We start from the raw sequence: 20,613 nt of genomic DNA, 5'->3' as shown, positions 1-20,613 counted from the left end.
TAATTACGTTCAGACCAGTGGCAATGAGGTCTGTGCGAATCCAGGTGCTGGGTTCGATGCGGGCGTGGAAAGACGGCGCGGAACTCGAACTCGGTCCACCGGCCCGGCGCGCCGTGCTGGGGTTGCTGGTGCTCGCCGAGGGCGAGACCGTGCCGAGCGGAAGCCTCGTCGACGCGCTCTGGGGTGAACGGCCGCCGCGCAGCGCCGTGAACGTCCTGCAGACCCACGTCAAACACCTGCGCCGGTTGCTGGAACCCGGCCGGTCGTCGCGGTCGAGCAGCGAGGTCCTGCCGTACGTCAACGGCGGCTACGCCGTGAACCAGGCGGCGGTGACCGTCGACCTGACGGCGTTCCGCCTGCTCGTCGCGGAGGCGAACGAGGCCTACCGCAACGACGAGTGGGACCGCGCCGCCGCCGGTCTGGGCGAGGCGCTCGCGTTGTGGCACGGCCGGCCGGTCGCGGACATCCCGCTGCTCGCGACGCATCCCAAGGTCGTGTCGCTGATCGCGAAGCACCGGGAGGTGGTCGCCCGCCACGGTGACGCGATGATCGCGATCGGTGCCGCGGCGGAGGTGCTGCCGGAGATGGCGGAGGCCGCGGCCGAACAGCCGCTGGACGAGTCCGCGCAGGCGCGCCTGATCCGCGCGTACCACGCGGCAGGGCACCGGGCCAAGGCCTTCCAGACCTACCACGAGGTGCGGGACAGGCTCGTCGAGGAACTCGGCATCGACCCGGGGCCGGAGCTCCGCGCCGCCCACGCGACTCTGCTCCACGACGACGGCAGCACGAGCACGGCGCAGCCGCGCGCTGTTCCGGCGGTGCCGCGGCAACTGCCCGCGCAGCCGTCCGGCTTCACCGGCCGCACGGCCCAGTTGTCCACATTGGACGAGCTGGCGGCGGAACGTCCCGGCGGGGCGATGACGATCGCCGCGATCTCCGGCACCGCGGGGGTCGGCAAGACGGCGCTGGCCGTGCACTGGGGACACAGCGTCAGCGACCGGTTCCCCGACGGGCAGCTCTACGCGAACCTGCGCGGGCACACCAGTGCGGGGGCGGCGGCACCGATCGAGGTGCTCGCCGGGTTCCTGTCCGCGCTGGACGTTCCCGCCGAACGGGTGCCGGTGGACGTGGAGACGGCGTCGGCCATGTTCCGGACGCTGACGACCGACCGGAAGATGCTGGTGCTGCTGGACAACGCCGCGGGCCCGGACCAGGTCCGGCCGCTGCTCCCCGCCGGTCGGGGCTGCCTGGTCGTGGTGACCGGCCGCGATCGGATGACCGGTCTCGTCGCGATGCACGGGGCCCGGCAGATCACGCTCGACGTGCTGAGCCCCGACGACGCGCTGGAGTTGCTCCGCTGCGTGCTGGGGCCGCGCAGGGTCCGCGCCGAACCGGCGGCGGCCGCGGAGTTCGCCAAGCTGTGCGCGTACCTGCCGCTGGCGTTGCGGATCGCGGCCGCCAACCTCTCTGACCGCCCCGGCCACGGGATCGAGGACTACGTCGCGGAACTGAGGGAGGGCAACGTGCTGACCGCCCTCGAGGTGCCGGGCGACGAGCAGGCCGCGGTGCGAGCCGCCTTCGACCTCTCCTACGCGGCACTGCCGCACGAGGCGCGGCGGCTGTTCCGCCTGCTGAGCCTCATCCCCGGCCTCGACGCGAGCACGGAGGCGATCGCGGCCCTCACCGGCACGGACCCGGAACGCTCGCTCGACCGGCTCGCCGGTGCCCATCTCGTCGAACTGCAGACGCCCGGCCGCTACAGCTTCCACGACCTGCTTCGCCGGTACGCGGCCGAACAGGCGGAGCCGGACCGCGAGGCCGCTCTCCACCGCCTGTACGACTGGTACCTGAACGCGGTCGACGGCGCCGCCCGGTTGCTCTACCCGCACATGCTGCGGCTGCCGGTTCCCGATCTCGACGCGCGGACGCCTTCCGGCGTCACCGGACCGGCGGAGGCCGCGAGCTGGCTGGACACCGAACGGGGCAACCTCGTCGCGGCGGTCCGATCGGGCCCGCGTCCCGCGGCCTGGCTGATCGCCGACGCCCTGCGCGGCTACTTCTGGATGTCCACGCGCAGGGTCGAATGGCAGGCCACGGCGGAAGCGGGACTGGCCGCGGCCGAGGAGGCGGGCGAACCCCGCGCGCGGGCCACCGCCCGGCTCAGCCTCGCCGACCTGTACTTCCGGCAGAGCCGGTACCGCGAAGCCGTGCGGCACTACACGCACGCACACCTCCTCGCGCGACAGGCCGGCTGGGTCGAGGCGCAGGCGGCCGTGCTCGGCAACCTCGGGAGGGACCACGCGCTGCGCGCCCTCGCCATCCACCGGGAGACCGGCCATCGGACCGCGGAAGCGCTCACACTGGCCGTGCTGGAACGGGCAGGTCGCTGAGCTACTCCTCGATCTCGTCACCGATTCCCTTGCGCGGCACCGAACTGCTGCCGTTCGGACGGACGGTGATGACCGCCCAGGGGTTCACGCTGCCCGGCTTGCCCGCGGCGTCCTTGCAGGAGAACTCGGACATGTTGAACGCGTTCCAGGCTCCGCTGCCGTCCGTTACCGGCGTCATGGCCTCTTCGGCGCTGCCCACCCAGACGCACCACCTGCTGTCCTCCTCGTGCGTGATGTGCGGCGTGATCGTGGTGACCTTCCCGTCCTCCACGCACCAGGAGACGTAGTAGGTGTAACTCCATTTGCCGGGATCGGCCAGCCGCACCGACTCGGACTTCTTCTCCGTCGTCGGGCACGTCGCCTCCGCGGCCTGGGCCGTGCTCACCGGCAGCCCTGCCATGAGCACCACCGCACATCCGATGATCGTCGCTTTCATCCTGTTCCCCCTCGACATCGTGTGTTCCCAATGTGGTGCCTGCACCAGGTCGTTCGCAAGGCACGTCCAACCCGCGTCCAATCGACGTCCAGTCGTGCCGAATAGCTTGTGCCGCAGTGCTTTCCTACAGGGGAGGGAATGATGAAGGCGCGAATCAGGAAGGGCGTCGCCGCGCTGGCCGTGGCGTTGTCGGTGGCGGCGGCCGTCGTCGGCGGTGGCGGGACCAGCGCCGCTGCGCCGTCCGGTCTGCGGGCGTTCGGGATTTCGGCGGACGGCACGCTGATGGCGACGTTCACCACCGACCGGCCGCAGGTGCTGGACTGGGTGCGGACGATCCAGGGCTTCTCCGGCGACACGGCGGCGATCGGCCTGGACTTCCGGGTCCAGGACGGCCTGATGTACCTGGTGGGCAACAAGGGCGGCATCTACACGGTGAGCCTGCCGTACCCGCCGCAGTACCCCGAGCCGGTGATCAAGAAGGTCTCGCAGCTGACCGTCGGGTTGCAGGGCACGAACTTCGGCGTCGACTTCAACCCGGCCGCCGACCGGCTGCGCGTGATCAGCGACACCGGGCAGAACCTGCGCCACGACCTCAACGCGCACAGCACCATCGCGGACACGATGCTGACGACCCCGCCGACGACCGGTGCCACCAAGGGCGTCTCGGCGGCGGCCTACACGAACAACGACCTGAACCCGGACACCGCGACCACGTTGTTCGACATCGGCACGCTGACCGACCAGGTGCTGATCCAGTCACCGGCGAACAACGGGACGCTGGCACCGACCGGCAGCCTCACGGTGAACGCCGGTCCGAACGCGGGCTTCGACATCTACAGCACGCTGAGCAACGGGAAAGCGGTGTCAGCGGCGGGGTTCGCCACCCTCGTCGGACCTGACGGCACGGCGACGTTATACAGCATCAACCTGCTCACCGGCGAAGCGACCGCCATCGGCAAGTTCCCACTGGCCATCACGGACCTCGCGATCTCGCTGACCGGCAGCTGAACCCCGACCCCGGCAGCGAGCCCCGCCCCGGAGCCTTCGGTGCCCCGGGGCGGGGTGCTGCCGTCCAGTCGACGTCCAGACCCCTCGAATAGCTTGTGCCACAAGGACTTCTGGCACAGGGAGTGGGCTGATGAGGGCACGGGTCAAGAAGGGTGCCGCCGCGGTGGCCGTGGCGTTGTCGGTGGCGGCGGCCGTCGCCGGCGGCGGGCAGAGCAGTGTCGCGCAGACGTCCGGCCTGCGGGCGTTCGGGATCACGGCGGACGGCACGCTGATGGCGACGTTCACCACGGACAAGCCGCAGGAGCTGAACTGGGTGAGACTCATCGGCGGGTTCTCCGGCGACACGGCGGCGATCGGCCTGGACTTCCGGGTCCAGGACGGCCTGATGTACCTGGTGGGCAACAAGGGCGGCGTCTACACGGTCAAGACCCCGCCGCAGGTCACTGACGTGACGGTCACGAAGGTCTCGCAGCTGACGGTTCCGCTGTACGGCACGAACTTCGGCGTCGACTTCAACCCGGCGGCCGACCGGCTGCGGATCGTCAGCGACACCGGCCAGAGCCTGCGGCACAACCTCGGCGACCACACCACGACGGAGGACGCCGTCCTGTCCACCCCGCCCGCGCTCGGGCCGACCAGGGGCGTCACCGCGGCGGCCTACACGAACAACGACCTGAACCCGGACACCGCGACCACGTTGTTCGACATCGGCACGGCCACCGACGAGGTGCTGATCCAGTCGCCCGCCAACAACGGCCTGCTCACCGCCACCGGCAAGCTCACCGTCGACGCCGGTGCCAACGCGGGTTTCGACATCTACAGCACGTTGAGCAACGGCAAGGCCGTGTCGTCGACGGGATTCGCGTCTCTCGTCGCAGCGAACGGCACGGCGTCGTTGTACAGCGTCAACCTGCTCAACGGCACGGCCACCAGCCTCGGCCAGTTCCCGCTGGCCGTCACGGACCTCGCGATCTCGCTGACCGGTAGCTGACCGCCGCGAAGTGGCCTTTCGGGATACCTGCGGAATGGGTATCCCGAAAGGCCACTTTCTCGCCGACGATCACCGGTGTGACCGAACAACACACCATCACCGAGCTCGACGACGAGAACACCGCGCTGGCCTACGAGGCGATGCGGGAGCTCCGCCCGCACCTGACGTCCGAGGACGACTTCGTGTCGGCGGTGCGGGTCCAGCGCAAGGAGGGCTACCGGCTCATCGCCTCCCTCGACTCCGCAGGCCGTGTCGCCGCGGTCGCGGGATTCCGGCACATGACGAACCTCTACGCCGGATCGCACCTGTACATCGACGACGTGAGCACGCTCCCGTCCGCGCGAAAGCAGGGTCACGCGGGCGCCCTGCTCAGGTGGGTCGACGAGGAGGCGCGCCGCCTCGACTGCGCGGGAGTTCATCTCGACTCGGGAACCCACCGGCACGACGCTCACCGGCTTTACCTGAGTTCCGGTTACGTCATCCCGGCGTTGCACTTCAGCAAGACGTTCTGAGCAGGGCAGACTGGCCGGTGTGCGGGTAGCTGTCGTCTCAGGGGGCGATCCGGGCCACGTGGTGCCGGCGATGGCGCTGTGCCTGAGGTTCGCCGCGGCAGGGGACACGCCGGTCCTGCTCACCGGAGGCCGGTGGGTCGACGCAGCCTCACGCGAGGGGATCGAGGCGTCCCGCGTCCCCGGTCTGGCGCTGGCCGATCTGCGCGACGCCGCGGACATCGGCCAGGCTCTGCACGACCAGGCCGCGGTGCTCGCGACGGCGCTCACTCCGCAGCTCGCGGCTCTCGCCCCGGATCTGGTGGTGTGCGACGTCCTCGCGCTGGGCGCGAGCATGGCGGCCGAACTGCTCGGCGTGCCGTGGGCGCAGCTGTCACCCCATCCGCTCTATGAGCCGTCGAAAGCGCTGCCGCCCATGGGCAGCGGGCTCGCTGCAGGAACCGGTGTGCGAGGCAGGCTGCGCGATGCCTTGCTGCGGGCGATGACAGCGCGGTCGATCCGCCAGGGCGAACGGCAACGCGCCGTGGTGCGGCAGCGGATCGGCCTGAGCGCGCGAGGACCGGGCCCGGTGGTGCGGCTGATCGCGACGTTGCCCGCTCTGGAGGTGCCGCGCCCGGACTGGCCGGACAACGCCCACGTCGTCGGCCCGCTGCTGTGGGAGGCGAGCCGGGAGCGGATGATCCCGCCGCCGGGCACCGCTCCGCTGGTGATGATCGCCCCGTCGACGGCGTGGACCGGCGCGGCCGACCTGGCGGGGATGACGCTCGAAGCGTTGGACGGCATGGGAGTGCGGGCCGTGGTGTCGACGTTCGCACCGCCACCGGCGCAGCTGCCGGAGTGGGCGCGGTCGGGCCCTGGCAGGCAGGACGAGCTGCTGCGCGAGTCGTCCGTGCTGGTCTGCGGCGGCGGGCACGGGATGCTGGTCAAGGCGTTGCGGGCGGAGGTGCCCGTCGTGGTGGTGCCGGGCGGCGGAGACCAGTGGGAGATGGCGAACCGGGTGGCGCGTCAGGGCAGCGGGCTCGTCGTGCGACCGTCCACAGTGGATGGCCTGCGGGCTGCCGTGGGGCGCGTGCTGCGCGATCCGGGTTTCGCTGCCGCCGCGGCCAGGGCGGCGGCGACCGCGGCCGATGTGCGCGACCCCGTCGAGGTGTGCCATGCGGCCCTGCTGTGGGAAGGGACGGCGAGATGAGCAAGACGTTCGACACCGATGGTCTTCGCGAGGTGTGGAACCGCTACGCGCCGCGTTATGACCGCGACATCGGCTTCTTCGAACGCGTTCAGTTCGCCGGTGGCCGCGAGTGGGTGTGCTCGCAGGCGACCGGCGCGGTGCTCGAGGTCGCGATCGGCACGGGCCGCAACCTCGAGCACTATCCGGCGGACGTCACGCTCACCGGACTCGACCTCAGCCCGGCGATGCTCGCCATCGCCCGTGACCGCGCCGCCTCCCTCGGCCGTGCCGTCGACCTGAGGGAGGGCGACGCCCAGGCGCTGCCGTTCCCCGGCGCCTCGTTCGACACCGTCGTGTGCACGCTCGGCCTGTGCGGTGTGCCGGACGATCGGGCGGCGATCGCGGAGATGCACCGCGTGTTGCGTCCCGGCGGGAAGCTGCTGCTGCTCGACCACGTCGGCAGCCACCACCGCATTGTCCACTTCGGACAGTCGCTGCTGGAGAAGCTGAGCGTGCGGTTGTGCGGCGACTACCAGACCCGCCGGCCGCTGCCGCTGGTGGAGCAGGCCGGGTTCGTGGTCCAGCGGCAGGAACGGCTCAAGCTCGGCACGGTCGAGCGGGTGGCCGCGGTCAAGGCCTGACCCGGACGACGATCAGCGAGACGCACTGATCTGGCGCCGGGTCAGCAACCGCATGCCGTTGAGCGCCACCAGCACCGTGGAGCCCTCGTGGCCCGCGACGCCGAGGGGGAGCGGCAGCGTGCCGACGAGGTCCCAGACCGACAACACGACGATGAACGCGCCCGCGATCGCGAGGTTCGCGATCACCACCCTCCGCGCGCGCCTGGCCAGCGCCACCACCTCGGGCACCACGGTGAGGTCGTCGCCGACCACCACCGCGTCGGCGGTGTCCACAGTGAGATCGGAACCCTTGCGTCCCAACGCGATGCCGGCGTGTGCGGTCGCGAGCGCGGGTGCGTCGTTCACGCCGTCGCCGACGAACAGCACGTTGCCGTTCATCTCCCGCACGGCGCGGACCTTGTCCTGCGGCAGCAGTCCCGAGCGCACGTCGGTGATGCCGACCTCAGCGGCAACCCGTTGCGCCGCAGCGTGGTTGTCACCGGTCAGCAGCACCGGGCTCCGTCCGGTCAGGACGGTGAGCTCTCCCACGGCGGCCGCGCTGGACGACCGCACCCGGTCGGCGAGCTCAATCACGCCGACCCGCACGTCGTCGGCGACGACCTCGACGGCGGTGGTGTCCGCGGAGTCGTGCCGGCGCACCGCGACCACCCGTCCCGACACGCGCGCGGTCACCCCGACGCCGGGAGTGGCGACGAAATCCGCCGCCGGAGGAATCGGCAGCCCTCGTTCGCGTGCGGCGGCGACGATCGCGCGGCCGATCGGGTGTTCGCTGAACTGCTCGGCCGCGGCGGCCAGGGTGAGGGCGTCGTCGTCGCCGGTGACGACGTGGGGTGTGCCCTCGGTGAGCGTGCCGGTCTTGTCGAGGGCGACCGCGTCGACGGTGCCGAGCTGTTCCATCGCGACCGCGGACTTCACCAGCACGCCGCGCTTTCCGGCGTTGGCGATGGCCGCCAGCAGCGGCGGCATCGTCGCGAGCACCAACGCGCACGGCGATGCCACGATCATGAACGTCATCGCGCGCAGCAGCGTGGGTTCGAACGCGGCCCCGAAGAGCAACGGCACCGTGAACAACGCGAGCGTCACGGCGACCATCGCGACGGAGTAGCGCTGCTCGACCTTCTCGATGAACAGCTGCGTCCTCGCCTTCGTGGCCGACGCCTGCTCGACCAGCGCGACGATCCGGGCGATCACGGAGTCCCGCGGCTCGCGGATGACCCGCACGCGCAGCGCCCCGGTGCCGTTGAGCGATCCGGCGAACACCTCGCTGCCGGGGCTCTTCGGCACGGGCAGCGGCTCACCGGTGATCGAGGCCTCGTCCGCCTCGCTGCGCCCGCCGATCACCTCGCCGTCCGCGCCGATCCGCTCACCCGGCCGCACCAGGATCTCGTCGCCGACCGCCAGTGACGCCGCGTCGACGTCCCGCTCGCCGCCGTCCACGAGCAGGCAGGCCCGTTGTGGCGCGAGGTCGAGCAACCCGCGCACGGAGTCGGCGGTCCGTTGCGTCAGCACGGCTTCGAGCGCACCGGACGTCGCGAAGATGACGATCAGCAGCCCGCCGTCGACGACCTGCCCGATCGACGCCGCGCCGATCGCCGCGACGATCATCAGCAGGTCCACGTCCAGCGTGCGTTCGCGCAGCGCGGTGATCCCGGAGAGCGCGGGTTCCCAGCCTCCGGCGGCGTAGCAGGCGAGCAGCAGCGCCCACCACGTCCACGGCGGGGCGCCCGCGAGCTTCGCCCCGAGTCCCAGCAGGAACAGGGCTGTCGCGGCGATCGCCCACCGGACCTCGGTGATCGAGAACGGTGAACGCCGGGCGGCGGGTGCCCGGTGCGGATCGTCGAGCAGCAGGGTGGCAGTCACGCGGCACACCATACAGGAACATCTGAAGAGGTCTTCATGTGTTCACTGAGTAGGATGTTCCCATGGGTCACGGGATCGAGGGCAGAACCACCCCTCCTGCGCAGCTGGACGCCGAGTCGGCGGCGACGGTCGCGGCGACCCTCCAGGCGCTCGCGACACCGAGCCGCCTGCGGATCCTGACCCGGCTCCGGCACGGCGCCTGCTCGGTCGGCGAGCTCGCCGACGCCGTCGAGATGGAGCAGTCAGCCGTGTCGCACCAGCTGCGTTTGCTGCGCGCGCTCGGGCTCGTCACCGGCACCCGGCAAGGCCGAAGCATCGTCTACGCCCTGTACGACAACCACGTCGCGATGCTGCTCGACGAAGCCGTCTACCACATCGAACACCTGGGGCTGGGCGTCACGGACGACGCCGTGGGCTGACGCCGGTGCCGATCAGCGTCGTCGCGTCGAGCTCGGGCTCGCCGTCGTCCAGCAACGACGCCAGGTAGATCTCGCGCACCGCGTCCCGCCGGTCGGCGGGCACCTTCTCCAGCCCGCCGCGGAACCCGGATCCGACGATCACCAGCCACGCCACCTCGGGCGTCATCGTCAGCGCGTGCTCGTGCACGGTCACGTCGACGTCGTCGAGCCCCCGCTCGGTCAGCCACGCCGCGAACGTGCCGGCCTGGTTGACCTGGTCGATGAGGTGCGGCGGACGTGGCGGGGCCGGTGGGGTGTTCGTGGCCTCGGCGATGGCACGGCCGAGGCGCCGCCCCGCCGCCGCCATCGCGTCGCCGCGCCAGATCGTGAACACGACCCGGCCGCCAGGACGCGCGAGGCCGATCAGGTGGTCGGTTCCCGCGGTCATGTCCGGGAAGAAGAAGATCCCCAGCGCCGACTGCACCACGTCGTAATCGCCGGTGGTCCACGCCGTCACGTCCGACCGGTGTGCGTGCAGCTGGGGCAGATCGCCGGACCGCCGGCGCAGCTCGTCGACCATCGGGCCGGACAGGTCCACGGCGTCGACGTGACCGGACGGTCCGACCACCCGCGCGGCCGGGATCGCGGAAGCGCCCGTGCCGCAACAGGCGTCGAGAACGCGGTCACCAGGCTGGAGGCCGGCGATGGCGACCGTGGCCGATCCGATGGGTTCCCAGAGGTGCTCGCCCAGGGCGGTGAAGTCCGCCGCGGCGGCGTCGAAGGCGCCGCGCATCTCGGTCTGCCGGTCCTCGGCCATGCTTCCTCCCGGGGTGGACGGTCCGTGTCGCGCAGAGCGTTCCACGAGCAGTGATCGGTCTCTGTGAGGAAGGCCCGCGCCCGGCCGCCGGTCCGTCAGGCGTGCCCGTGCAGCTCGGCGGTGTCCCACTCCGGCAACGGGTCGGAGAACGTCCGCCACACCTCGGGCCCCGCCGCCAGCTCGGAGTCGGTGAGCAGCGCCGGATCGAGTCGCCGCCGAGGCTCGGTGACGTCGAGATCCACCCCGATGAACACCAGTTCCTGCCTGGCCATCGGCGTGGTGAGCAGCTGACCCGGCTCCAGCGTCAGGTTCGGCCCGGCCTGCGACCACACGGCGAGCACGTCCGGGCGGCTCGCGACGTGGCAGAAACCCTTGCTGCGCAACACACCTTCCCAGTCGGCGAGCGCCGCCACGAGCCGGGCGGGGTGGAACGGCCGGGACGCGCGGTAGGTGACCGACCTGATCCCGTACTCCTCGGTCTCGGGCGTGTGCGTGCCCGCCAGTTCCTGGGCCCAGCCCGGCGCCTGCGCGGCGGTGATCGGGTCGTAGCGGCCGGTGTCGAGCACCTCGGCCAGGTCGACGACGCCGTGCCGCGTGCGCAGCAGCCGGGCAGTCGGGTTGAGTCGGCGCAGCACGGCTTCGAGGGTGGCCAGTTCCTCCTCGCTGACGAGGTCGGTCTTGTTCACCACGAGCAGGTCGGCGAACTCGGCCTGGTCCACGAGCAGGTCCGAGATCGTGCGCTCGTCGGAGTCCGCGGCGGCCAGGTCGCGTTCGTCCAGGCGGTCGCCCGCGGTCAGTTCACGCAGGAACCCGGCCGCGTCGATCAGCGTCACCATCGTGTCGAGGCGGGCGTGGTCGGAGAGGCTCGTGCCGTCGGAGAAAGTCCAGTCGAACGTCGCCACCACCGGCATGGGCTCGGAGATGCCGGTGGACTCGATGAGGATCGTGTCGAACCGGCCCGACCGCGCCAGTTCGCCGACGCTGTCGAGGAGGTCTTCCCGCAACGTGCAGCAGATGCAGCCGTTGGTCAGCTCGACCAGCCGCTCGGTGGTGCGGTCGAGCGTGCCCTGGCCCGCGACCAGGGCGGCGTCGATGTTGACCTCGCTCATGTCGTTGACGATGACCGCGACCCGCCTGCCCTCGCGGTTGGCGAGCACGTGGTTGAGCAGCGTCGTCTTGCCGGAGCCGAGGAATCCGGAGAGGACGGTCACGGGCGTGCGCATCAGATTTCCATCTCCTCGTGCCAGTCGGCGAACGGGTCGGCGAAGTCGAGCTCGCTGATCAGGGCCAGTTCCTCGTCGGTCACCAGCGCCTCGCGCAGTGCCGCGGTGATCTCGTCCGGGGAGGACCGCGTGATCACGACCAGCTCCTGCGAACGGTCGCCGTAGTAGGGGTCCCACTGCAGGGATGCGGCCGCACGGCGCTCCGCGTCGGCCTCGGACCAGTCGTCCGCCGCGGCGAGCCACTCGCCGAGGTTGCCGACGCGCAGCCCGCCGCCCGCGGACTCGAGCCACAGCGCCAGGTCGGGCTGGCTCGCCACCCACACCCGGCCGCGGGTGCGCACGACACCCTCCAGGAGCACGTCGAGTGCGTTGTGCAGCCGCATCGGGTGGAACGGGCGCCGCTCGGTGAAGTGGACGACGGACACCCCGTGCGCCGGCTCCAGCGGAGGCCGTCCGTACAGCAGGGAACCGAAGCCGTCGTCGAAACCGCCGCGCCGGGCGTCGTCGGGGATCGCGGCGAGCAACGCTGTCACGTCCAACGAGTCGAGCCGTTGCCGCGGCGCGAGCGGGACCAGCCTGTCCAGCACGGCGTTCAGCACCGGGTCGTCGCCGGTCAGCACGATCGCGTCGGCGAACTCCGCCTGGCCGACCACGACCTGCGCGACGGTGCGCTCGTCGCCCTCCGCGGCCCGCATGCCCCGGTCGGCGAGCGTGTCGCCGCCGGTCGCGTCGTCCAGCCAGGTCGCGCTGTCGACGACCGTGATCACGGCCTCGACCTCGACCTCGGTCTCCCCGAGCGCGAAGCAGACGGCCTCCGGTTCCAGCACCGGGTCCAGGTGCACGATCACGCGGCCGTCGAGGCTTTCGAGCAGCGGGATGAGATCGAGGCGCAGGGTGCACGACACGCAGCCGTGTGCGAGTTCGAGCACGGTCAGCCGACCGTCGACCCACCGCCGGACCACGCCTTCGGCGAGGCCGCTGAGGTCGTGCCGGACCAGCACCGAGTCCGGTGACGCGCGCCAGAGCTCGTCGGCGACGTCGTGGTGGGTGAACCCGGCTACCAATACGACCTGTGCTGCCATGCCGTGCACCGTACATGACAATGGTTATCGTTACGCACAACGGGTGGCTGAGTATGCTCAACACAAGTCAGGTGTAGGCTCTGAGCCATGCCCATGCAGATGAGCGGGCCGCTGGCCGCGTTGGACAAATGGCAGCCGGACCGGTGTTCGATGGCCATGGCGCTCGACATCATCGGCACCAAGTCGGCGATGCTCATCCTGCGAGAGGCGTTCTACGGCACCACGCGGTTCGACGGCTTCGTGCGCCGCGTCGGCATCACCGAGGCGGTCGCCGCCAAGCGGCTCAAGGAGCTCGTCGAGGCGGGCCTGCTGGAGAAGCGGCCGTACCGGGAGCCGGGGGCGCGGACGCGGTACGAGTACGTCCTCACCGAGATGGGCAACGCGCTGCTGCCGGTGATCGTCGCGCTGATGCAGTGGGGCGACACCTACCTGCGCGACGGCGACGGGCCGCTGCGGGTCGTGTCGGCGGAGACGGGGGAGCCCGTGAGCGTGCGGGTCGCCCCGTCCGGCGCCGAGTCGCTCGGGCCGGAGGGGCTGGCCGTCCGGATCAACCGGAAGGGATGAGCAGGCAGGTCGTCACGGCGTGCGCGATCACGCGTCCCGAGCCGTCGGTGATGCTGGCCTCGGCGGTGGCGGTGCGACGGCCGATGGTGACCACGGTGCCCTCGCAGGTGAGCAGACCACTGTCCACAGTGGCCGCTCGGGTGAACTTGATCGTCAGGTCCAGCGACGTGTAGCCGGTGCCCGCCGGGAGCTTCGTGTGGACGGCGCAGCCGAGCGCGGTGTCGGCGAGGGTGGACAGGATGCCGCCGTGCACCGTGCCGAGCGGGTTGTAGTGCCACTCCGCGGGTTCCAGCTCGAACCGCGCCCACCCGTCACCGATCTCCACCGGCACGATGCCGGTGGTCTGCGCGGCCGGAGGGGGCGGCAGGTCGCCGGTGCCGATCCGTTTGAGGAACTCGATCCCGTCCATCCCGGTGACGGCGTCCGCGAGGATCCGCGGGTCGCTCCACTCGTAACTGCGCTGCCGCACCGTCAGAGCCTCTCGATGATGGTCGCGTTGGCGAGCCCGCCCGCCTCGCACATCACCTGGAGCCCGTAGCGGCCGCCCGTCTGCTCGAGGTTGTTGACCAGCGTGGTCATCAGGCGCGCGCCCGAGCCGCCGAGCGGGTGGCCGATGGCGATGGCGCCGCCGTTGATGTTGACCTTGGCGAGATCCGCGCCTGTTTCGGCCTGCCACGCCAGCACGACGGACGCGAACGCCTCGTTGACCTCGAAGGCGTCGATGTCGTGGATGGTGAGGCCGGCGCGGGCGAGAACTTTCTGCGTGGCCGGGATGATGCCGGTCAGCATGAGCACCGGGTCGTCGCCGGCGACGGCGAACGAGTGGACGCGGGCGCGCGGGCGGAGTCCCAGCCGGGCGGCCGCCTCCTCGCTCGTCACGAGCACCGCGGCGGCACCGTCGTTGACCGGCGAGCTGTTGCCCGCGGTGACACGCCAGTCCAGGCCGGGGAACCGCTGCTCCCAGTGCTCATTGCGGAACGCGGGCCGCAGTCCGGCGAGGACCTCGGCGGTCGTGTCCGGCCGGATCGTCTCGTCGGTCCGCAGCTCGTTCACGAACGTCACCTGCGCGTCGAAGAACCCGTTCTTCCACGCCGTGGCGGCGCGCTGGTGCGACTCGGCGGAGAACTCGTCGAGCCGCGCGCGGGAGAGCTTCCAGCGGTCGGCGATGAGCTCGGCGCTGATGCCCTGCGGAACGAGGTCGTAGCGCTCCAGCACCTTCGTGCCGGCGAAGTTCTGGCCGAGGGCCTGCGAGCCGATCGGGATGCGGCTCATCGACTCGACACCGGAGGCGATCACGACGTCGTAGGCGCCCGCGATCACGCCCTGCGCGGCGAAGTGCAGCGCCTGCTGGCTGGACCCGCACTGGCGGTCGACGGTCACGCCGGGCACCGACTCCGGGAAGCCCGCGGCGAGCGCGGCCCAGCGCGCGGTGTTGCCGGACTGCTCGCCGACCTGGCCGACGGCACCGCTGATGACGTCGTCGACCACGGCCGGGTCGATGCCGGTGCGGTCCACGAGCGCGGCGAGGACCGTGCTGTGCAGGTCGACGGGGTGGATCTCGGAGTACGCGCCGCCGGGCTTGCCCTTGGCGAGCGGCGTGCGGACGGCGTCGACGATGACGGCAGTCTGACTAGTGGTAGCCATAGTCAGCACGCTAGCCCCTGACTATGAAAAAGCAAAGTTAGACGTGCGTCACAAGTCCTTGTGAAAGACGAGGAAGTCGCACGGACAGGCGAGGCGCGGCACCAGCGCCGGGTAGTCCTCGCCGAGGTCGCCCGTGCGCACCACGCGGTAACCGATGCGCGTGTACCAGCCTCGCAGGAACTCCTTGACCGGGTGTTTCCACGTCTGCGGCACGAGCAGTTCCAGCTGCATGTGCGAGAGGCCGCGGTCGCGCCCCCACTGCTCGGCGAACGCCACGAGCTTCCTGCCGACACCGGTGCCGCGCTCCTGCGGGGCGGCGACCAGCATCCCGAACTCGCCCAGGGAGTCGCTGAGCTGCTGGATGCGAACGGCGCCCACGACGCGTTCGTCCGACCGGACCACCGCGATCTGTCCGGCCTCGATGAGGTCCGCCACCTCGGCCTCGCTGGTCCGCGCGGCGCCGTCGAGCCAGAGCCCTTCCTCCGCCTCGGCGTACACGTGGTTCACCAGGGCGGCGATCTCCGCCGCGAGCCCGGTGTCGCCGGTGAAGGTCACCACGGCGACGGCTGGGTGGTCTCGGCGAGCTTGTGCGCGTGCTGGAGCACGCCGAGTTCGCGCAGCATCCGGTCCCGCTGGACCGGGTCGTGCGCGACGTGCGAGGCGTGCAGGGCCTTGCGCAGGCGCCTGGTCCGGAACGGGGTCCACCGGCTGGCCAGCGCGAGCCTCGCCGCCCGCAACGCCGCCCGGTCGCGGGTGCGGGCGAGGGCGTCGCGGTGGTCGTCGCCGAGGCCCAGCAACGACAGCAGGCGTTCCCGCAGCTCGCGGCCCACCCGTGCCCAGGTGGTCGTGCGCTGCCGCGTCGCGCGGATCTCGATGCCGAGCGCGAGGTGCAGCATCACCAGGCCGAGCACCGGTCCGAGCAGGACGCGGGCCGTACCCGCGACCGGGCCGGACAGGCTGAGGGCGGCGAACGCGGCGAACGCCGTCAGCGCCCACGCCACGAGCCGCGCGGGGCCGGGACGGCCGTCACGGCGCACACCCGCGCGCATCGCCCAGCCGCACGCGATCAGCGCCGCCTCCATGACGGAGAACAGGACGACCCGTTCCACCACGTCGGTGATTCCCAGGCGCTGCGCGAAAAACCGCCACGACGTGTCCACGCTGACACCGATGCTCAGCACCGCGACGGCGTAGAAACCCTTGGCACCAGCGGGTTTCACCGGTTCGGCCGGCGTCTCGCCGTCCGCGGAGTCGAGCTGCGCGATCAGTTCCGGGGTCAGCGGCACGTGGCCGCTCGTGTCGGTCACGCCGTTGCGGGCGCGCCACTCGTTCACGATCGGCGCGGTGTACGGCCGGCTGGGCACCGGTTGCCCGTGGTCGCCCAGCCAGCTGCGCACGTCCTCGACGGTGCTCCCGCGCGGCATGTGCTCCACCGCGTACAGGATCTGCTGCTTCTTGGTTTTGAGCCGGCCCAACGCGGCCCTGTGGGTGTTGCTGTGCAGGGTGTTGTGGCCGACCTTGTCCGTGGTCACCCGCGGCACCCTACCGCGTCACGAGGTGTGATCCTCAGCAGGTTTTCGGCGTGCTCCCGAGAACGGCCTTCGGTGTGGCGGTGGCCAGGCCGGACAACGTGATCGGGACCCGGACGCAGTTGTTGCGCTCACCGGACTCGAGGATCTTGTTCGCCGGGTCGACGCGCGTGACCAGCGTGTAGGTGCCGTCGGTCAGCGCGCTGACCTCGATCATCTGGTCGGGCAGCGCCCACCAGTACTCGTCGGCCCACCCACGGGAAATGCCGTTCTTGAACGCGTCGACACCGGGCGGTGACGCCGGTTCCGGGTCGAGGCAGCGCGGCGCCGGGTAGCTCTGCGGCGCGTTGCCCTTGCGCGCCCACCACGGCATTTCGGTGTCCGCCATGCAGAAACCGTTCTTCTTGCCCGTGGCCACCACGGTTCCGGCGGCGTTTTCCAGCGTGGAGACCGAGAAGTCCTCGAAGTGGTAGTGCTGATGGATCGCGTGGTAATGCATGACACCCACGGACGGCACGTCGCGATACGTCCCGTCGGCGCGGTGGATGCGTTGCGAGCCGGGAACTTCCGGCGGGCGCTGACCGGCTGGAGTGGAGTACCGCACATCGACCGGGCCGTCCCCGACGTTCGCCATCGCCTGGCCGAAGCGCAGGCACTTGCGGGCGTTCTGCTCCTCCACCTCGCTGCGGAAGCACGACGATCCCGGCGCCGCCACGTCGTCGAAGAACGGCGGTGGCGTCTCGAACGTCGCGTACCGCTGGGGGAGTGCCTCCAGGTCCGGCAGCAGTTCCGCGGAGGACCGCCGGGGCGAGTTCTCGTTCTCCAGCAGGCCTTCGTACTTCACGACGTCCGATCCCAGCTCGGGCACGAACGGGTTGTAGAAGACGTAGACCGTGTAGCGCGCGGAGGTCTTGGGCAGCCACACCGACCGCGCGGGGCCGATCTGCGCGTCGGCGAGCGCGACGCGCCGGGAGCCCTGGTAGACGGCGAACCCGAGACTGTCGTCCGGGGTGGCGCCGACCGCGCGGATCGCCAGCTCGACGCCACCGGGTTTCGCCCGCAGGCCGGCGGGCAGCCGGACGGAGACGACCGCGCGGTCGCACCCGTTCTTGCGGCATTCGGGCACGTCACGCACACGCGGGTCGGACTTGCGGACCTCGCCCTGCCAGAACGACGGGCGGTGGGAGTTGACGACGGTCGGTGCCGAAGCGACGGCGGACGGGGACGACAGCAGCAACAGCGTCGCCAGTAATGCCAAGCCTCTCATTCCATGCCCCCTCAGTGCAGGTTTGGTCACGCTCAGCAGTTGGCCACGCTACTCCCGGCTGCAACGTTGACACTGTCACGATTGCAGTGTCAGTATCGGGGTGTGTGGACGCTCGACGAGTTGCTGGACCGTGTCTCCGCCGCACTCACCGCGGAGTACTCGGGCGCGCCCAACGGCCGCGTGCGGGACGTGCCCGACCGGCGGGCCGTCCGCTGGTACGCGACGACGGGGCTGGTCGACCGGCCTTCCGCGATGCGCGGCCGCACAGCGTTGTACGAGAAGCGCCACCTGCTCCAGCTCGTGGCCGTGAAGAGACTGCAGTCGGAGGGGAGGACGCTGGCCGAGATCCAGGCCGAGCTCGCGGGTGCCACGGACACGACCCTGGCGGCCATCGCCCGCGTGCCCGACGGGCTGCTCGACTCCGGTGATCCGCCACCGCGATCCGAGGTCCGTCCCCGGTTCTGGGCCGAACCCGTTGCCACACCCGCACCAGCCCCTCAGGCGAAGGCGGCTCCGCTGAACGGCGTCGCGCTCGGGGGAGGTGCCGTTCTCCTGGTGCCGGGCGCGCCCACCGCCGCCGACTGCGCGGACATCGCGGCCGCCGCCCGGCCGTTGCTCGACCTGCTCGCCGCCCGTGGTCTGCTCACGAACGAAAGGGAACCGTCATGACCTTCACCGTCGCCCCGATGAAGTCCGCCGAGGAGGACAGGATCGGCAGGACGACCGAGGACGCGGGTGTCGGCGCGCTGCTCACCGACCGCGGCAACCTGCCGCTGGAAAGCCTCGACGTGCGGGCGACGATCACCGGGCTGATCGGCAGGGTCGTGCTGACGACCGGCTTCGTGAACGCCCACGACACCGCCCTCGAAGCGACGTACGTGTTCCCGCTGCCGGACCGCGCCGCCGTCACCGGCATGAAGATGACCGCGGGCGACCGCACGGTCGAGGCGGAGCTCCAGGAACGCGGTGCCGCGCGTCAGGCCTACGACGACGCGATCGCGGCAGGCCGAAGAGCGTCCATTGTGGAGGAAGAGCGGCCGGACGTGTTCACCATGCGGGTGGGCAACATTCCAGCGGGCGAGCACGTGACGGTCGAGCTGAGCCTGGTCGGGCCGCTGGTGTACGAGGACGGCGCGGCCACGTTCCGGTTCCCGCTCGTGGTGGCGCCGAGGTACGTGCCGGGCACGCCGCTGCCGGGCCCGTCCGTCGGCGACGGGTACGCCGAGGACACCGACGTCGTGCCGGACGCCTCCCGGATCACGCCGCCGGTGCTGCTGCCGGGCTTCCCGAACCCGGTGCGGCTCGGCATCGGCGTCGAGATCGACCCGGCCGGTCTGGAACTCGGCGAGGTGCGGTCGAGCCTGCACACCGTGTCGACCGAGGGCACCACCGTGACGGTCGCGCCGGGAGAGCGCGTCGACCGGGACTTCGTGCTGCGCCTGGCGTACGCGGGGAACAGCACCGCGGCCGTCTGCGTGCCCGACCCGGACGACAGCGACGAGGGCACCTACCAGCTGACGGTCCTGCCACCGGACCTCGCCACCCCGGTCCGGCCGCGGGACGTGGTGCTGCTGCTCGACCGTTCCGGCAGCATGTCGGGCTGGAAGATGGTCGCGGCCAGGCGAGCAGCCGCCCGCATCATCGACACGCTGACGAACGACGACACGTTCGCCGTGCTGACCTTCGACCACCAGGTGGAACGCCCGGCCGAGCTCGGAACGGGACTCGTCGCGGCCACCGACCGCCACCGCTTCCGCGCCGTCGAACACCTCGCGGCGGTGCAGGCGCGCGGCGGGACCGAGCTGTTCGAACCGCTGCGCGAGGGCCTGACCCTCCTCGCTCGCGCGAGCGAGGAGCGCGACCCCGTCCTGGTCCTCGTGACCGACGGCCAGGTGGGCAACGAGGACCAGCTCCTGCGCGACATCGCGCCGGTGATCAACCGGACGAGGGTGCACGCCGTCGGCATCGACACCGCCGTCAACGCGGGCTTCCTCGGCAGGCTGGCGGCGCAGGGCGCGGGGCGGTGCGAGCTGGTCGAGAGCGAGGACCGCCTGGACGAGGCGATGACGCACATCCAGCGCCGCATCGGCGCGCCGGTGATCACGGACCTGGTGGTGACACCGGAGTCTTCGGTGCCGCGGCAGCCGTCGGCCATCTACCCCGGTGTGCCGCTGGTCGCCTTCGGCCGGTACCGCGGGCCGGTGCCGGAGTCGCTGACCGTGCGCGGCCGCACGCGGGACGGTGCGGACTGGCAGGAGAACGTCGTGGTACGACAGCTGAGTGAGCCCGCGGTCCGGGCGCAGTGGGCTCGCGCGGCACTGCGTGATCTGGAGGACCGGTACGCGGTCGGCGAGAAGGCGGTGGAGCCGGAGATCGTGCGGATCTCGTTGCGGTTCGGTGTGTTGTGCCGTTTCACCGCGTTCGTCGCGGTGGACGAGCGAGTCGTGTCCGACGGCACCGTGCACCGGGTGGTGCAGCCGGTGGAGCTGCCGTCGGGATGGGAGATGCCGGCTCCCGGGTTCGCCGCACCGATGGCGGTCGCGGGTGGCGGCTACGGCGGGCCTCCGCCACTTGCTCCGGCCGCTCCCGCGCGGTTCGACGCGGCCGTGCCCCTCTCCGCGCGCTACACGGTCACGCGTGGTTTCCAGCCTGCCGCGCCGAGCCTGAAGGTGAGTGGCACCGCCACGCCCGGCCGTCCGGCGGATCTGCGTGAGATCACCGCGCTGGAGGTTCAGCGGCTGGAGAAGGAAGCGGGACGGCCGACCTGGGAGCGCCGGGACCTGCTCGCCGACCTCGCCAGCAGGCTCGGCGTCCTGGTCGCCTCCAGGCAGGGCCCGGAGTACGAGCCGTTGCGCCGCCTGGTGGCCGACCTCACCGCGGGCGGTGACGTGGACCAGTTGTGGGCACGGGCGCTGCAGGTGCTGCGGGAGTTCGCCGCCGGGAAAGAACGCCGTCGGAGTTTCTGGCGCTGAACGGACCCAAGGGCGCGCTCCCGCGGCCAGCTCGCCGTCGATGAAGGGCTCCTTACTCCACCTCTTGGGTTCTAGGGATCGTTGCAACACCTGAGTTGTGCAGGGGTTGCAGTG

At 71.2% G+C, this 20,613-nt stretch carries 20 protein-coding genes; 10 read left to right on the top strand and 10 right to left on the bottom strand.

From position 1 onward, the window contains the following. Window positions 1-23: 23 nt before the first annotated feature. Window positions 24-2,390, top strand: coding sequence for an AfsR/SARP family transcriptional regulator (locus IEZ09_RS09655; protein ID WP_189253282.1), 2,367 nt, complete (start codon window positions 24-26; stop codon window positions 2,388-2,390). Window position 2,391: 1 nt separating this feature from the next. Here the strand turns inward: IEZ09_RS09655 and IEZ09_RS09650 are convergent, their stop codons facing one another. After that, complete coding sequence (locus tag IEZ09_RS09650; RefSeq protein WP_189253281.1) at window positions 2,392-2,826, bottom strand: hypothetical protein; 435 nt, start codon at window positions 2,824-2,826, stop codon at window positions 2,392-2,394. 141 nt (window positions 2,827-2,967) lie between these two features. On the opposite strand from IEZ09_RS09650, the gene IEZ09_RS09645 reads away from it, so the two are divergent. The 5 genes from IEZ09_RS09645 (at window position 2,968) to IEZ09_RS09625 (ending at window position 7,143) form a co-directional block, all read left to right on the top strand. Beyond that, window positions 2,968-3,834, top strand: a complete 867-nt coding sequence (locus IEZ09_RS09645; RefSeq protein ID WP_189253280.1) for a DUF4394 domain-containing protein — start codon at window positions 2,968-2,970, stop codon at window positions 3,832-3,834. Between the two features lie 130 nt (window positions 3,835-3,964). Beyond that, the gene (locus tag IEZ09_RS09640) at window positions 3,965-4,825 is read left to right on the top strand and encodes a DUF4394 domain-containing protein (RefSeq protein WP_189253279.1); all 861 of its coding nucleotides are present in this window, start codon (window positions 3,965-3,967) and stop codon (window positions 4,823-4,825) included. 77 nt (window positions 4,826-4,902) lie between these two features. Then, window positions 4,903-5,337 (top strand): GNAT family N-acetyltransferase, encoded by a 435-nt coding sequence (locus IEZ09_RS09635; RefSeq protein ID WP_229812400.1) that lies wholly within the window; start codon window positions 4,903-4,905, stop codon window positions 5,335-5,337. Between the two features lie 19 nt (window positions 5,338-5,356). Beyond that, window positions 5,357-6,523: a glycosyltransferase gene (locus IEZ09_RS09630; RefSeq protein ID WP_189253278.1), complete on the top strand. Its 1,167-nt coding sequence runs from the start codon at window positions 5,357-5,359 to the stop codon at window positions 6,521-6,523. Then, window positions 6,520-7,143: a class I SAM-dependent methyltransferase gene (locus IEZ09_RS09625; protein ID WP_189253277.1), complete on the top strand. Its 624-nt coding sequence runs from the start codon at window positions 6,520-6,522 to the stop codon at window positions 7,141-7,143. Before IEZ09_RS09630 ends, IEZ09_RS09625 begins: the two co-directional genes overlap by 4 nt. Before the next feature lie 12 nt (window positions 7,144-7,155). Here IEZ09_RS09625 and IEZ09_RS09620 read toward each other — a convergent pair whose 3' ends face one another. Beyond that, the gene (locus IEZ09_RS09620) at window positions 7,156-9,015 is read right to left on the bottom strand and encodes a heavy metal translocating P-type ATPase (protein ID WP_189253276.1); all 1,860 of its coding nucleotides are present in this window, start codon (window positions 9,013-9,015) and stop codon (window positions 7,156-7,158) included. Between the two features lie 50 nt (window positions 9,016-9,065). Between IEZ09_RS09620 and IEZ09_RS09615 the strand changes: the two genes are divergently transcribed. Then, on the top strand, window positions 9,066-9,422 hold the full coding sequence (locus IEZ09_RS09615) for an ArsR/SmtB family transcription factor (RefSeq protein ID WP_189253275.1): 357 nt from the start codon (window positions 9,066-9,068) through the stop codon (window positions 9,420-9,422). Here IEZ09_RS09615 and IEZ09_RS09610 read toward each other — a convergent pair. The 3 genes from IEZ09_RS09610 to mrf form a co-directional block, all read right to left on the bottom strand. Continuing rightward, complete coding sequence (locus IEZ09_RS09610) at window positions 9,400-10,218, bottom strand: class I SAM-dependent methyltransferase (protein ID WP_189253274.1); 819 nt, start codon at window positions 10,216-10,218, stop codon at window positions 9,400-9,402. The genes IEZ09_RS09615 and IEZ09_RS09610 overlap by 23 nt on opposite strands. A 95-nt stretch (window positions 10,219-10,313) precedes the next feature. Further along, window positions 10,314-11,441: a GTP-binding protein gene (locus IEZ09_RS09605; RefSeq protein WP_189253273.1), complete on the bottom strand. Its 1,128-nt coding sequence runs from the start codon at window positions 11,439-11,441 to the stop codon at window positions 10,314-10,316. Then, complete coding sequence (mrf, locus tag IEZ09_RS09600; RefSeq protein ID WP_189253272.1) at window positions 11,441-12,523, bottom strand: ribosome hibernation factor-recruiting GTPase MRF; 1,083 nt, start codon at window positions 12,521-12,523, stop codon at window positions 11,441-11,443. The genes IEZ09_RS09605 and mrf overlap by 1 nt, the downstream gene beginning before the upstream one ends. Before the next feature lie 87 nt (window positions 12,524-12,610). On the opposite strand from mrf, the gene IEZ09_RS09595 reads away from it, so the two are divergent. After that, the gene (locus IEZ09_RS09595; protein WP_189253271.1) at window positions 12,611-13,087 is read left to right on the top strand and encodes a winged helix-turn-helix transcriptional regulator; all 477 of its coding nucleotides are present in this window, start codon (window positions 12,611-12,613) and stop codon (window positions 13,085-13,087) included. Here IEZ09_RS09595 and IEZ09_RS09590 read toward each other — a convergent pair. The 5 genes from IEZ09_RS09590 to IEZ09_RS09570 are packed head-to-tail and all read right to left on the bottom strand — an operon-like array spanning window position 13,071 to window position 17,518. Continuing rightward, window positions 13,071-13,556 (bottom strand): PaaI family thioesterase, encoded by a 486-nt coding sequence (locus IEZ09_RS09590; RefSeq protein ID WP_229812398.1) that lies wholly within the window; start codon window positions 13,554-13,556, stop codon window positions 13,071-13,073. The genes IEZ09_RS09595 and IEZ09_RS09590 overlap by 17 nt on opposite strands. Before the next feature lie 2 nt (window positions 13,557-13,558). Next, window positions 13,559-14,731, bottom strand: coding sequence for a thiolase family protein (locus tag IEZ09_RS09585; RefSeq protein WP_189253270.1), 1,173 nt, complete (start codon window positions 14,729-14,731; stop codon window positions 13,559-13,561). 48 nt (window positions 14,732-14,779) lie between these two features. Next, window positions 14,780-15,286, bottom strand: a complete 507-nt coding sequence (locus IEZ09_RS09580; protein ID WP_229812397.1) for a GNAT family N-acetyltransferase — start codon at window positions 15,284-15,286, stop codon at window positions 14,780-14,782. Then, the gene (locus tag IEZ09_RS09575) at window positions 15,283-16,263 is read right to left on the bottom strand and encodes a hypothetical protein (RefSeq protein WP_189253268.1); all 981 of its coding nucleotides are present in this window, start codon (window positions 16,261-16,263) and stop codon (window positions 15,283-15,285) included. Before IEZ09_RS09575 ends, IEZ09_RS09580 begins: the two co-directional genes overlap by 4 nt. 34 nt (window positions 16,264-16,297) lie before the next feature. Continuing rightward, window positions 16,298-17,518 carry a lysyl oxidase family protein gene (locus tag IEZ09_RS09570; protein ID WP_189253267.1) on the bottom strand — a complete coding sequence of 407 codons (1,221 nt, stop codon included), beginning with the start codon at window positions 17,516-17,518 and terminating at the stop codon, window positions 16,298-16,300. 111 nt (window positions 17,519-17,629) lie between these two features. On the opposite strand from IEZ09_RS09570, the gene IEZ09_RS09565 reads away from it, so the two are divergent. Together IEZ09_RS09565 and IEZ09_RS09560 are read left to right on the top strand one after the other, a co-directional pair. After that, complete coding sequence (locus tag IEZ09_RS09565; protein WP_229812396.1) at window positions 17,630-18,196, top strand: MerR family transcriptional regulator; 567 nt, start codon at window positions 17,630-17,632, stop codon at window positions 18,194-18,196. Next, window positions 18,193-20,499 (top strand): VIT domain-containing protein, encoded by a 2,307-nt coding sequence (locus tag IEZ09_RS09560; RefSeq protein ID WP_189253265.1) that lies wholly within the window; start codon window positions 18,193-18,195, stop codon window positions 20,497-20,499. The genes IEZ09_RS09565 and IEZ09_RS09560 overlap by 4 nt, the downstream gene beginning before the upstream one ends. The last annotated feature ends 114 nt before the right edge of the window (window positions 20,500-20,613 follow it).

Origin of the sequence: Lentzea flava (assembly GCF_014648475.1) — a bacterium.
In the GTDB taxonomy this organism is placed as follows: Bacteria; Actinomycetota; Actinomycetes; order Mycobacteriales; family Pseudonocardiaceae; genus Lentzea; species Lentzea flava.
The sequence above is the reverse complement of the archived record's forward strand: the minus strand, read 5'-3'. Positions and strand labels throughout refer to the sequence as shown.